12 protein-coding genes are annotated in these 13,311 nt (G+C 52.0%); 3 read left to right on the top strand and 9 right to left on the bottom strand.

What is annotated here, in order from left to right; translation table 11 throughout:
* Nucleotides 1-442: transposase (locus C233_RS0120990; protein ID WP_018669461.1), on the top strand; the 442-nt coding region annotated here is incomplete at its 5' end.
* A gap of 231 nt (nucleotides 443-673) precedes the next feature.
* Here the strand turns inward: C233_RS0120990 and C233_RS0120985 are convergent.
* The 6 genes from C233_RS0120985 to C233_RS0120960 all read right to left on the bottom strand — a co-directional run bounded on the left by C233_RS0120985 (nucleotide 674) and on the right by C233_RS0120960 (nucleotide 6,090).
* The gene (locus C233_RS0120985; RefSeq protein ID WP_018669460.1) at nucleotides 674-889 is read right to left on the bottom strand and encodes an immunity 17 family protein; all 216 of its coding nucleotides are present in this window, start codon (nucleotides 887-889) and stop codon (nucleotides 674-676) included.
* A 42-nt stretch (nucleotides 890-931) separates the two neighbouring features.
* Nucleotides 932-1,357 carry a tRNA (adenosine(37)-N6)-threonylcarbamoyltransferase complex ATPase subunit type 1 TsaE gene (gene tsaE / locus C233_RS0120980; protein WP_018669459.1) on the bottom strand — a complete coding sequence of 142 codons (426 nt, stop codon included), beginning with the start codon at nucleotides 1,355-1,357 and terminating at the stop codon, nucleotides 932-934.
* 164 nt (nucleotides 1,358-1,521) lie between these two features.
* Nucleotides 1,522-2,340 carry a metal ABC transporter permease gene (locus C233_RS0120975; RefSeq protein WP_018669458.1) on the bottom strand — a complete coding sequence of 273 codons (819 nt, stop codon included), beginning with the start codon at nucleotides 2,338-2,340 and terminating at the stop codon, nucleotides 1,522-1,524.
* A 233-nt stretch (nucleotides 2,341-2,573) separates the two neighbouring features.
* Entirely contained in the window at nucleotides 2,574-3,005 is a 432-nt protein-coding gene (locus C233_RS0120970; protein WP_018669457.1) for a hypothetical protein, read from the bottom strand.
* Nucleotides 3,006-3,102: 97 nt separating this feature from the next.
* The gene (locus C233_RS0120965) at nucleotides 3,103-4,374 is read right to left on the bottom strand and encodes a 3-phosphoshikimate 1-carboxyvinyltransferase (protein WP_018669456.1); all 1,272 of its coding nucleotides are present in this window, start codon (nucleotides 4,372-4,374) and stop codon (nucleotides 3,103-3,105) included.
* A 120-nt stretch (nucleotides 4,375-4,494) separates the two neighbouring features.
* Nucleotides 4,495-6,090 carry an aspartate:alanine exchanger family transporter gene (locus C233_RS0120960; RefSeq protein WP_018669455.1) on the bottom strand — a complete coding sequence of 532 codons (1,596 nt, stop codon included), beginning with the start codon at nucleotides 6,088-6,090 and terminating at the stop codon, nucleotides 4,495-4,497.
* Between the two features lie 131 nt (nucleotides 6,091-6,221).
* On the opposite strand from C233_RS0120960, the gene C233_RS0120955 reads away from it, so the two are divergent.
* Nucleotides 6,222-6,611 carry a DUF2721 domain-containing protein gene (locus tag C233_RS0120955; protein WP_018669454.1) on the top strand — a complete coding sequence of 130 codons (390 nt, stop codon included), beginning with the start codon at nucleotides 6,222-6,224 and terminating at the stop codon, nucleotides 6,609-6,611.
* A 1,783-nt stretch (nucleotides 6,612-8,394) separates the two neighbouring features.
* Here C233_RS0120955 and C233_RS0120945 read toward each other — a convergent pair.
* The 3 genes from C233_RS0120945 to C233_RS0120935 are packed head-to-tail and all read right to left on the bottom strand — an operon-like array spanning nucleotide 8,395 to nucleotide 12,824.
* A complete protein-coding gene (locus C233_RS0120945; protein WP_018669452.1) occupies nucleotides 8,395-11,655 on the bottom strand; it encodes a S41 family peptidase in 3,261 nt (1,086 codons plus the stop codon).
* 45 nt (nucleotides 11,656-11,700) lie between these two features.
* A complete protein-coding gene (locus tag C233_RS0120940) occupies nucleotides 11,701-12,042 on the bottom strand; it encodes a hypothetical protein (protein WP_018669451.1) in 342 nt (113 codons plus the stop codon).
* A complete protein-coding gene (locus tag C233_RS0120935) occupies nucleotides 12,039-12,824 on the bottom strand; it encodes a TerB family tellurite resistance protein (protein WP_018669450.1) in 786 nt (261 codons plus the stop codon). Before C233_RS0120935 ends, C233_RS0120940 begins: the two co-directional genes overlap by 4 nt.
* Before the next feature lie 294 nt (nucleotides 12,825-13,118).
* Between C233_RS0120935 and C233_RS0120930 the strand changes: the two genes are divergently transcribed.
* Nucleotides 13,119-13,311 (top strand): ISAon1 family transposase N-terminal region protein (locus C233_RS0120930; protein ID WP_018669449.1); only part of this gene is annotated, 193 nt, incomplete at its 3' end.

The raw sequence follows: 13,311 nt of genomic DNA, 5'->3' as shown, positions 1-13,311 counted from the left end.
CAACATACAGATAGACGGCATATCGTTCATCGAACACCTCTCGTTCAAGGCTTTCAATGAGGGGATACGTCTGAAGGACTGTATCCGTATGCAACAGAAACTCATGAATGTGAGGGTAAGATGTGTGGCTGCCGATTCCATATATGCCAATAATGCCAACAGAAAGTTCTGCACGAAATATGGGATATCCACTTCCTTTGTGCGTAAGGGAAGGGCGGCAAAGGATGAGGCATTGAGAAAGGTACTCAGAAGTGAGCTGTCAAAAGAAAGGGCCACCCGACTTGAAGGCAGCTTCGGCACTCAGAAGCAATATTACTCGCTCTCAAGGATAAAGGCCAGAAACAGGAAGACTGAAATACTGTGGATTTTCTTCGGAATACATACGGCAAATGCCGTAATGATGACAGACAAGATCAAAAACAGGACGGCTAAAGCAGCATGATATGATTTTATGCACAGAATCAGAAGAGGTCATCAGACTTCTTCCAGAACTTCATGTCCTACCGGATAGAATTACGTGAGAAAGCACAGAAAAATGACAATAATAATGGCATATGAAGTGGTTATGCTCTATCATCTTCATATGCCATCTTGTTTTTTAGGGACATTTACTGAATATCCCTACTTCATCTGCGATGTGCCGGTGTACCTCATCAGCGATGTGCCGGGTGTACTACGTTGGCGGTGTATTCAGGAAAAAGAACACCGACATGCTTATAAGTATCACGCCCAGCACCCCGTAAAACCAGCGTGCCTGCCGGCGTCCTACATTCCGTACGACGAACTGCGTGTTTTGGGCGGTAAAGAACCAGTCCCAATCCAGGATTGCGGCAAGCAGGGCGACGATGCCCGCTACGGCGAAGATACCTTGAACGATGTATTGGCTCATAAGGAAACGGATGCTGCTAAATGAAAAAAACGGGGCGGGAGGTTATTCGAAACTCTCCAGGGTAACCTTCCGTGCACCGTTCTCCACCTCTTCGATAATGACTTTTACGGTGTTGCCCGGTAGAAGCTCCTCAATCAGTTCCGGCCATTCGATGAAGCAGAGGGCGCCGCTGTACAGATAATCCTCGTATCCCATATCGTACACCTCCTCCAACTTCTTTATACGGTAGAAGTCGAAGTGGTATATCAGCTCTCCGGCGATGTCGGAACGGTACTCGTTTACGATAGCGAAAGTGGGAGAGGTGATAACGTCGGATACGCCGAGCTCCTCGCAAACCGCCTTGATAAAAGTCGTCTTGCCGGCTCCCATTTTACCGTAAAGAGCGAATACGGTATTATCGCCCATTGCCTCGATAAATTGGCGGGCGGCTTCGTGAATGTGGTCTAATGACTGAATTTTGATTTCCATTGTCTTGTATCTATTGGGTGTTCACCGGAGGGGATGTACCGGGGCGGCGGACAAGCGCCCGCTCCGGCATACCTTGCGGTGAGGGTTTTATTTCCGATGCAAAGATAATGCAAACCGGGAGCTGAATAAAATGAACTTGTTCGTTTTTTATGCCGAGGTGCAGCTTATCTTCGCTTTTTCAGCAAAGATAGCCAAAAACTTTTTCCCCCTTTGCAGATTGCATAAATAATAATGGAGAAGAAGATGATAGCCGCTCCCGAGGGAACATTGAGGTAGAAGGAGATAAGCAGCCCGCCCAGGCAACTGAGGTAACCGATGCCGATAGACAGCCAGATGATGCGGTGGAACCTGTGCGAGAAAAGATTGGCGGTCATCTGCGGAATCGTCAGCAGCGAGATTACCAGCACGATACCCACCATGCGCAGGCATGCCACGATAGTCAGCGCAATAAACATCATCAGCACGTACTCGAATACCTGTACCGGGATTCCCTGCGAGCGGGCGAACTCGCGGTCGAACGCCACGTAGACTATCGGATGCAGGAAAAGCGCGAAGAACAGGATAAGCAGCGCTGCCAGCCCCCCCAGCAGGGCGATGTCTCCCACGGTAATCGTCAGGATGTTACCGAACAGGTAGGCGGAGAGGTCGGGGGCGAAACCGGGAGAGAGGAAGGTGAAGATGATGCCCAGCGCCATTCCCAGCGTCCAGAATACCGCAATGGCGGAGTCCTCGCGCATGTCTTTACGCTTGCTGAGCCACTCTACGCCGAATGCCGACAGTACCGAAAAGACGGCTGCCGACAGAATCGGCGGGATACCCATATACAGCCCCATGCCTATGCCGCCGAAAGAGGCGTGCGTTAGCCCGCCGCTGATGAATACCAGCCGCCGCGTAACGATGTAAGTGCCGATAAGCCCGCAGGCGATGCTTGCCAGCAGGCTGCCGATGAGGGCATGTTGAAAGAAGGTATATTGGAGGAGCATAAAGGGGATTATGGTTTTAGATTGATGATTTCAGACTCATAGTTCATGATTCTCGATTCATAATTCATTGTTTACAATTTATAATTCATTGTTTACGATTCATAACTCATTGTTTACGATTTATAACTCATGGCTTATGATTTATAATTCATGGCTTACGATTTATAAGTCATGGCTTATGACTCATGATTTGGAATATCGGATACCGGATATAAAGTACCGGATACAGAGAGTTATGGCGTATGAGGCGACAAGCGCCTTTCGCCCACTATCAGGAACACTTCGTCTTTTATATTGTCCGGCAGGGCGATGCCGCGCAGTTGCAGGCTGCGCACCCAGCCCGCCACATCTTCCGGCTGCATGGTATAGAACACATCGCGGAATTCCTCCTCCTGCTCGGGGGTGTAGCTGTCGGGAGGAGTTCCGATGTATCTGTCCAGCTCCTCGTCGTCGTAATATTCTATCTTCTTGCTGACGGCGGCAAGCAGGCTTTCCTTTTCACATACCTCGTGCTGTCCGCAGCACTCCGCATCCACTTCCTGCACTTCGGGCATGGCATCCAGCTCGCCGCGCTCTATTTTCCTCCGGAGGCGGCGGTTGCGCACCGTTCCCGCTATGGCGGCTACGGCGGCAAGGGCAATCAGGCTGATAATCAGTATCCACATAGGCTCTCTTTCCTTGAAAAAAGCGTCCTTATAAATTTTATAAAATAGAACAGGCAAAGATACACATTGTTTTCGTATCCGGCCTCTTTGCGGCGGATTAAATCCGGAAACCCGCCAGCTTCAAGTCTTCCCAGTAAGCAGGATAGGATTTGGACACTACCTGCGGCTCGTCGATTTCTATCTGAGGCAGCACGATGCAGGCAGGAGCGAACGCCATTGCCATGCGGTGGTCTTCGTAGGTGGCGATAACGGGGGCAGCATCGGCAGGACAACGCTCTCCGTCCCATAGCAGGATGCTGTCCTGCTCGGAACGTACCGCATAGCCCAGCTTGCGCAGCTCGGCGATAAGGGCGGCGATGCGGTCTGTTTCCTTTATCCTGAGACTTTGCAGGCCGGTGAAGCGGAAGGGGATGTTCATCAGGCAGCAGGTTACGACGAAAGTCTGTGCAAGGTCGGGAATGTCCACCATGTCCTCCTCGAGGCGGGCAACGGGCATGCCCTGGTGGGTCAGCCGTACCCCTTCGTCCGTATATTCGGTGTGTACGCCCAGGCGTGAGAAGATTTCGGCGCCGCGGCTATCGCCCTGGTAGCTGTGCCGAAACAGTCCCCGCAGCTCTATTCCGGAGCTTCCCTTACCGTCGGCAAGCTCTGCCGTGTGCCCCGCTCTCCGCTCTTCGTAGCCCTTCAGCGCCATTATCTGATACCAGTAAGAGGCGGCACTCCAATCGCTCTCTACGGTGAAAGGAACGTCCCGGTAGCCGCCGGGCGATACGGTGATGCTGCTTGCGGAAATCCATTCGGCGTGTCCGCCGAAGTCGCGCATCAGCCGGAGGGTGAGGTCGATGTAAGGGCGGGAGATGATGTTGCCCGTAAGGTGCAGGCGCAAGCCCTCGGGCAGCACGGCGCCTATCATCAGCAGGGCGGAGATGTACTGGGAGCTGACGTTCCCGGCAAGGGATATTTCGTTGCCGCGCAGCTCCGTACCCGTGATGCGCAGGGGCGGGAAACCCTCGTTGCCCACGTATTCGATGTCCGCGCCGAGCTGCCGCAGGGCATCTGCCAGGATGCGGATAGGGCGTTGCTGCATGCGCTGCGTGCCGGTGATGATGCGGGTTCCGGGCGTTACGCTGAGGTAAGCGGTGAGGAAACGCATGGCTGTGCCCGCTGCCATAATATCTATATGTTCCGGGTTGCCTTGCAAGGCACGCACCATGACGCGGGTGTCGTCGCAATCGCTCAGGTTACAGGGCGTCAGCCTGCCGTGGGCAAGGGCGTGCAGGATAAGGGCGCGGTTGCTGATGCTCTTGGATGCCGGCAGGCAGATGCCGGCGCGTATCGGGGCGCCGGGAGCGGAAACGGTGTAACGCATAGTCGTATTTGTTTAGTTACGGTGGTAAGGAATTTGCTGTTTTTGCTGCAAAAGTAAAACAAATCTTCGGGAAATGGAAACATGTTCACTCCTCAATGAGCGTTTCCCGCCTTTTTGCCGTCAGACCGCCGTTGCTATGATTTGTATGCACAGTATGAGGAACACCATGGCAATGGGATATACCGTTGCATAGGCTACGCTCGGGATGTTGCTGTCCGTCATGGAGTCGGCGGCTGCCAGGCCGGGCGTACTCGTCATGCCGCCGGTAATGGTTCCCAGCAAGTCCAGGATGCTGATGTTGAACACCAGCCTGCCTACGATTACGGCTGCCAGCATGGGGATTAGCGTAATGGCGGCGCCTATGCCGAACAGGAGCCAGCCGCTTTCCTGGAACGTGGCTACCAGGTTCTTGCCGGCGGATGTGCCTACTTCGGCAAGGAACAGCAGCAGTCCTAACTGCCGCAGCAGTTGGTTGGCAGGGCCGGACATAGACCAGATTATGGGGCCCGTCTTGCCTACGGCGCTAAGGAACAGGGCAACTATCAGGATGCCGCCCGTCAGCCCCGGCGAGAACGACAGACCGCCGGAGAAGGATATGTTCAGCTTGCCGAACAGCACGCCCAGCACGATACCCATTGCTATCGGGAAGAAATCCGTGTCGGACAGCTTTTTGGCATTGTTACCCAGCAGGCGTGCCAGGCCTCTCAGCCCTTCCTTCTCGCCTACTACCGTCAGCTTATCGCCGAATTTCAGTGCCAGCTCGGGCGAGGGGGAGAGGTCGATACCGCTCCGGCGGACGCGTGTCACGGTACAGCCGAAGTTCTTCATCAGGTTCAGGTCGCCCAACTGCTTGTTTATCATGTCTTTCTTCGTCAGCAGCAGGGATTCTATCTCCTGGGTGTGGCTCAGCGGGAGTTCGCCTTCCTCGCGTTCGCCTACCAGGGAGGCGAGCTGCCCCAGGGCTTCCTCGCTGCCCACTGCTTGTATGTAATCGCCCTCGCAGAGCACGGTATGGGCGGTGGGGATAGCTATTTGTCCGCCGTGCTTGTGGCGGGAGATTACCGCACCGGTTATGGCGCGGGCGTTTATTTGCATCAGGCTGCGGCCGAATACCACGGGGTTCGTAATGCGGTAGATGCAGGTGGACAGCTCGGGGTACTGGTTGCGGCGTTCTTTTTCCAGGCGGCGGGCTTCCTTGTCCAGGTCGATGTGCAGGATACGGGGCAGTAGCTTCACGAAGAGGATAACGCCGATTACTCCGAACGGATAGGCGATACCGTAGGCTATGGATGCCTGCGGGGAATGGGTGCTGTCGATAGCTACGGCAAGTCCCGGCGTGCTGGTGAGTGCGCCGGCTATCAGCCCTACGGCGCTCGGCGTGTCGATGCCGAAGGCGTACTTCAGTCCTACCGCTGTCAGGGCGGCGGAGCAGATTATCAGCAGGGTGATGATAATCAGGGTTTTCCCCTTACTCCGGAAGGAGTCGAAGAATCCGGGGCCTGCCTGGATGCCGATAGTGAAGATAAACAATACGAGCCCAAAGTTGCCTAACTCCTTGGGGATAATCACGCCGAAGTGCCCGAAAAGCAAGGCGATGAAAATCACTGCGGAAACGTCGAGCGAGAGTCCTTTGATTTGGATTCTTCCCAGCATGAAGCCCAGGGCTACGATGAGGAAGAGGGCGAAATAAGAGGAATTGAGCAGGTCGGTGAGCATAGGTTCGATGATTTAGTCTTTTCGTGGGAACAAAGGTAATGGAAAAAAGTTAGATAGAGAAAGTATTATTTATCTTTGCATCCGCTAAGATTGAAGAAAAACGTTCTTGCTTAGAAAAAACATTCTTGCTTATGGAAATAGATTTGACTACCCCCGCCTTGCTGTTTTCGGCAATATCACTGATTATGCTGGCGTACACCAACCGCTTCCTGTCGTATGCCGGCCTTGTGCGTGCCTTGAAGGAGCAGCACCAGAAAAGCCATTCGTCGGTAACCGCCGCACAGATTGCCAACCTGCGTAAGCGGCTGTATTTAACGCGCGCTATGCAGGTAACGGGTATAGCGAGCTTGCTGCTGTGCGTAGTCAGCATGTTTTTCATCTATATCCGCCTTCATCTTGCGTCGGTTTATATTTTCGGGCTGGCGCTGGTGTTGCTGATTGTTTCGCTGGCTATCTCGGTGTATGAGATTTATATATCTGTAAAAGCGCTGGAGATACATCTGAATGATATGGATGATTAGCGAGGAGAGGGCTTTTTTGCGGGGGGTGTACTTTGGGTTTATGATATGGGTTGCTCTTGGTTTATGATACAGTATGCCTTTGTTTTATGATACGGGTTGCTCTTACTTTATGATGCGGTATGCCTTTGTTTTATGATACGGGTTGTTCTTGCTTTATGATACAGTATGCCTTTGTTTTATGATACGGGTTGCTCTTGCTTTATGATGCGGTATGCCTTTGTTTTATGATACAGATTACTTTTGCTTTATGATGCAAATTGTCCCCACCTTATAATACGAGGTTGTTTCGCTTTACGGTACGGATTGTTTCGGCTTACGGTACGGTTGTTGTCCGTCCCGTAGGATGCTTTTTTTCTTTCCGTAGGACGGATTTCTTTCTCTCACGAGACGGATTTTTTTCTCTCCTATAAGGGTGAAAAGAGTGTCGGTGTATATGATTATTATCAAATTTTGCCGTTCGGAAAGGTTCATTTTTAGGTGCAGGTTCCTTATGCTCCCTAACAGCCCCCTCTTTTAAATAAAGTTTGTTGATTAATAGGCATTTAACTATTTGCATTTAGCCTGAATACCCCTTATCCGCTTATTTTTGACTTTACCCTCTTATGTAAAGAAAAAGGTACATCGCTTTATCGGTATCCACTGCGGAAAAAGAGGAGCTTCCATAGCTGCTGTTTTTTATGGGAATGAAATCATACCGGCAATGTTCCGCACATTAGGCAGGTGTTGTAAGAGCATAGAAAAGAATTTATCGGTAGTCTATCGCAAATTGAGGTATATTTGGATTGTGGCGGGAAGCTGTAATTCTCCGATTTGTAGTATGTATCTCCATTCCTACAAGGAGACGATTTATATGCAATTCGGGAACAGCTCTAATGTTGTTTGAGAGGTATCCGGAAAGAGCTGGAAGAGCTGATAAGAATATCACGGAGTGATTTAGGTTAATGGTTGGGGGAAACGTTGCAAGGCGATTTGGCAAAGTATTGCGAGGTGATAACGAAAGCTTGTGAGTTGATTTGACAAGGTATCGCGGGGGATACTAAAAGGTTGTAAGGTGATTTAGTAAAATATCGCGGGATGATAGCAAAAGGTTGTGAGTTGATTTGACAAAGCGTCGCGGGGTGATAGCAAAAGGTTGTGAGTTGATTTGATAAAGCATCGCGGGATGATAGCAAAAGGTTGTGAGTTGATTTGGCAAAGCATCGCGGGATGATAGCAAAAGGTTGTGAGTTGATTTGGCAAAGCATCGCGGGGTGATAGCATAAGCTTGTGAGTTGATTTGACAAAGCATCGTGAGATGATAGCAAAAGGTTGTGAGTTGATTTGACAAAGCATCGTGGGATGATAGCACAAGCTTGTGAGTTGATTTGACAAAGCATTGCGGGATGATAGCAAAAGCTTGTGAGTTGGTTTGGCAAAACGTCGCGAGGTGATAGCAAAATATTGTGAGGTGATTTAGCAAAGCATCGCGAAGTAGCTGGGCACATACATTGCGCCATGATTTAGAACTCGTGTATTTCTTAAGAAAAAATAGGTCATACCCTTTCTTCCGGAGGTATTTTATAGGGGGGCTGGGAGCTCATAAGGAACCCGAGCCCTAAAATGAACTCTACTTCGTCTCAAAATGCTCTTCTTTTATCAGCTTAATTTGTTGTTTATGAGTTGGTTAAATGGTAGAAATGCCCTTTCCGGGAGAATACATACATATTCTCCCGAAAGGCATTTTTCCCTTCTTTTTCCCGAGTGAACGATTAAGAAAATACTTGTCATTCACTCGGACAGATAATCACTTGTCCAGCTCTTTCAGCAGTTCTTCTACGGCAGCTTTCAACTGGGTATCTTCACCTTTCACAATGGTTTCGGGCGGATTGGCTACCCGGATATCCGGTTCCAGTTGGGTGTTTTCCAGGTAGCTGCCGTCGGGCAGGCGGTAACCTACAACGGGGATGCCGAATACGAGCGACGGGTCTTGCAGGCGTTCCCACGATACACTGGTCATCGTTCCCGGTACAGGCATGCCTACCAACTTGCCGATGTTGCGGTGGCGGTACACCCACGGCGTGCCGTGTGCGTTGGAGTAGTTTGCCTCGCACGTCAGCATGATAGACGGTTTGTTCCAGCGGCGACTGGGCATGTCGCAGGCTTCGCGGCCACGGATTACCTGGGTGAAGTATTTCTTGCCGCTGAACAGTATCTCGATGTCTTCGTGTAGGCGGCCGCCACCGTTGAAGCGAGTGTCGATAACGATGCCTTCGCGGTCGTTGTACTTACCCAGGATGTCCGAGTAGACGGAACGGAAACTGTCGTCGCCCATAGACTCGATGTGTACGTAACCCAGGCGACCGCCAGACCATTTGTCTACATCGGCTGCCCGTTGTTTCACCCAACGGGTGTAAAGCAGGGCGTCGAGCGCACTGTTGCTTATCGGAATGGCTACTTCTTCCCAGCGCTCACCGGATTGCGGGTCGTACAGCGAAACGAGGGTCTTTCTTTTGGCTTTGCCGTTCAGCAGGGTGTAGTAGTCGGTTTCGGGGGTAATCTCCGTACCGTCTATTTGCTCGACGACGATGCCTGCCTTTACCCGGGTTCCGGCGTTATCGAACGGGCCTTTCTCTATCACTTCGGCAATGCGCATGCCTTTGTCGCGGTAGTTCCAGTCGAAAAGCAGTCCCAGGCTGGCTGTCGGTTCGCTTTGCCCGGTAGGGTAGTAACGGCCGCCGGTGTGCGATACGTTCAGCTCGCCCAGCCATTCGCCCAGCAGCTCGGCAAAGTCGTAGTTGTTGTCGATGTGGGGCAGGAATTTGCGGTAGGCGGCGGTCATGGCATCCCAGTCCACGCCGTGCATGCCGGTGTGGTAGAAGCGCTTCTGCTGTTGTTTGTACACGTGGTCGAACATGTATGTACGCTCTGCCGCCAAGTCTATCTTTGCCTGCGCACGGTAGGTTATGGGGGTGAGCTCGTTGGATGCCAGGTTCATTTTCTGCATGTTCTTGCCGCCCAGCAGGAAAAGGTGTTTGCCGTCCTTGTCCGTTTCCATGGCAGCCCAGCCGGCATCCATTTTATGGAGCAGCTTGGTTTCTTTCTTGCGGAGGTTCATCTTCCAGAGGTCGTAGCCGCTTTCGAAGGCGGCGAAGTAGTAGAGGTTTTCACCGTCTTCGGAGATGATGACGCTGCCCATGTCCGAGGAGTTCGGGGTGAGGCGTACTATACGCTCTTCGATGTTTTCCAGCTCTACGGCGATGTCCTTTACGGGTGGCTCATGGTCGTCGTCTTTCGCCTTGCCGGTGGTGTTTTTGCCGTTCTTGCCGCGGGTATCGTCTTGGGATTGTGCTTTCTTCCGTTCGGCTTCCAGTTCCTTACGCAGTTCGTAGTCTTCTTTGCTCAGGCAGTATTTGTCGTAGGCGTCTTGGTTGAGGAAAACGAGCATGGCATCGTCCTGCGAGCCCCATGAGGCGTGGGCGCGCATGCCGTAGCGTTCTGTCTTGAACAGGATTGCATTGCCGTCGAGTGCAAAGCGGGGAGAGCCGCTCATGTAGCCGCTGTTGGTCAGGTTGATAATGGGACTGCCGCCTTGCGCGCTCACGAGGCCTATGTCGGAGTAGGGGTCGTGTCTGTTGCCGATAAATTCGAGGGTGAACCATTTGCCGTCGGGCGACCAGGCGTAGCTGAATTCGCCGTCTGTGCTGTACCAGGTGGAGCCGTCGGTAATCTGCCGTACTTTCTTCGTTTCGAGGTCGAGTACCATAAGGTGGGTACGGTTTTCTATGAATGCCAGTTCTTTGCCGTCCGGCGAGAATTGCGGGCAGGCGCGTTCTATGGTGGCGGAGGGCAGCAGCGCTTCTTCTTTTATGAGGGTGGCGTTCGGGAAGTTGGGGTCTTCCTTGCGTACTATCTTGGCGAGGTAGAGCTGCCAGTTGCCGTTGCGCTCGCTGGCGTAGGCGAGGGTACGGTTGTCGGGGGCGAAGGACAGCCCGCTTTCATTGGCGGCTGTGTGGGTGATTTGCTTGGTGGTGGCGTAGTCGGTGGAGGTTACAAAGACTTCGCCGCGTACGATGAAGGCTACTTGCTTGCCGTCCGGCGAAACGGTGGCGGAGGTGGCTCCGTTGGTGTTGTCTATGCGGGCTGTCTGCGGCTGGTCGTCGCGGATGATTTCTATCCGTACTTTTTGCGGTGTGGAGCCGTCTTGTTGGGTGTATATCTCGCCGTCGTAGCCGTAGCACAGTGTTCCGCTGTTGCTTACGGAGAGGAAGCGGACGGGGTGGGTTTTGAAGGTGGTCACTGCTTTTACGGCTTCCGGCCGGGCGAGCGGCAGGGAGTATACGTTGAATGAGCCTCCGTTGCGTTCGCTCAGGAAGTAGAGGGTTTGTCCGTCCGGCGAGAGGGCGGGGTTACGGTCTTCGCCGGCATGCGGGGTGAGGTTGGTGTGCTTGCCTGTGCGGGTGTCGTACATCCATATGTCGCGGGTTATGGAGGAGGTGTGGTGCTTGCGCCATTGGTCTTCGAAGCCTTTCTGGTCTTGGTAGAAGAAGCGGTTGCCCGAACGGTCGAAGCAGACGGCCTCGGCGGGTGTGCCCAATACTTGCCCGATGCGTCCGCCGCTTACGGGGACTTTATAGAGTTCGGTCATGGCGGAGCGTGGAAAGAGGGCGCTTTCGGCAGGGTCTTGGATAGCTGCCGAGAACAGGATGTATTTGCCGTCCGGGGTGAATGCGGACGGGATTTCTCCCGTGGAGTGTGTGGTGAGCCGGCGGGCTGCTCCGCCGTCGGCGGACATCACGAATATGTCGAAGTTGCCGTACCGGTCGCTGGCAAAGGCTATCTGCTTGCTGTCCGGTGACCATATGGGAGTGCATTCGTAGGATTCCTGCGTAGTGAGTTGTATGGCTGTACCGCCCTTTGCAGGGACTTTATAGATGTCTCCTTTATAACAGAAGGCGATTTCCGTTCCGTCGGGCGAGATTTGTATGTCACGCATCCAGAGGGGTGTTGCTGCGTGACCGGCGAGGGTGGTGAAACCCAGTGCGAGGTATGCGAATATTTTCTTCATAACGGTATGGTTCTATAATGTGATTTTGTTGAATTGATATTTCGGTTAATGTATAAGGGTTTGTTGTGCTGCTGAAGGGACTCTCGAGGGAGGTTTCCGGAGGTTTTCTTCGAAAGGTCGCTTCAAAGTTGCTTCCGGGTATTCTCTTTGGGAGTTTCTTCCGGTTGTTCTCTTTTTGGAGTTTCTTTCCGGGTTGTTCTCTTTTGGAGTTTCTTTCCGGGCTGTTCTCTTTTGAAGTTTCTTTCCGGTTGTTCTCTTTGGGAGCTTCTTTCCGGTTGTTCTCTTTTTGGAGTTTCTTTCCGGTTGTTCTCTTTCGGAGTTTCTTTCCGAATACTCTTTTTCGGAGTTTCTTTCTCGGAAAGGTTTTCCCGGAAGAGAAACTGTCATTTCATACCTCTTGCCTTGTAGATGATTTCTTTGGCATTGTTGATATTTTGCAGTTTCTCTTCAGCGGCACGTTTAATGTCTTCCCCCAGTGTAGCTACCCGGTCGGGGTGATGCTTCAATACCAGTTTGCGGTATGCGGCACGTACTTCTTCGTCGGTAGCGGTGGGAGCTATTTCCAACACCTTGTAGGCGGCATCCAGTGAGTTCCCACCCAGGTTGAGCATGGATTCCACTTCTTTTTCGGACAGCCCCATATAGGCAGCCACTTCTTTCAGAGCTTCTATCTCCTCGCGGCATACGTTGTTGTCGCTCCGGGCTATATTGGTGAGGAAGCCTAACAGTTGCAGGCGTTCTTCGTATGTAAGGTTAGCGGCGATTTGCCTGCCGCAGTCGCGTATCGTGTTCTTGAAGGCGAGCGGGTTCTGCATATCCATGCGTTTGCGTTGTTCAAAGAGGTTGAGCAGTATCTGTTCGCCCTCGCTGACTGCCGCAACGCCGAAGTTCGTCCGCAGAAACCCGCGCACGTACTCCATTTCACTGTGCATGATGCGTCCGTCTGCCCGTATGATGTACGAGGCCATTACCAGCATCGAAAAGAGAAAACTGTTCCGTTGTCCGGCCAGTGTGTCTTCTTCCGCCGGACTGTTACCGTAAGTAGTTGTATAGCTTGTCGCGTTACTGCCGAGGTCTATCAGCGAGCCGAGTGCGAATCCCGCTAGTGCGCCGAGCGGCCCGCCTGTCATAAAGCCGATGATGCCGCCAATCCATTTTCCTGCTCCCATGATTTTTGTTCTTTATATTCTGCAAAAGTAACTATTCTTACCTAAATATAAGAAAGGCAAGGAAAAGAAATACGGAATAATTTTGTAGTGGAGAGAGGGTCGGGCAGAGGAGGCGCAGGGAAACCTGTGTTTTATCCCGCTGAAATATGCCGTTGCTGCTTAAAATAAGATGTTAGCCCTTAAATTTTCATATTGCCCCCTAAGTTACATACCCCTAAGTTGGGGTCAACGTAAAAATCTGAGGAGTATATCTGATAAAATCTTATCTTTGCCTGCAACAACAGCACAGTAATTATGGAAGCTAACGGTTATCGTCTCCTTCTTCCCGAAGGGATATTGGATTATTTCAACATTTCCGATGTAAAGGAAAGCAGTAGTGAAATCGTGATTTACCTGGAAGAGAAAAATGAGCTTCCCGGTGAGTATTCGAATGTCAAAGTGGAAAGCAAAGGCTTCTACGCTCCTGTGGTGGTTCAGGACTTCCCCG

It is taken from the genome of Bacteroides gallinarum DSM 18171 = JCM 13658 (assembly GCF_000374365.1).
GTDB lineage: Bacteria > Bacteroidota > Bacteroidia > Bacteroidales > Bacteroidaceae > Bacteroides > Bacteroides gallinarum.
The sequence above is the reverse complement of the archived record's forward strand: the minus strand, read 5'-3'. Positions and strand labels throughout refer to the sequence as shown.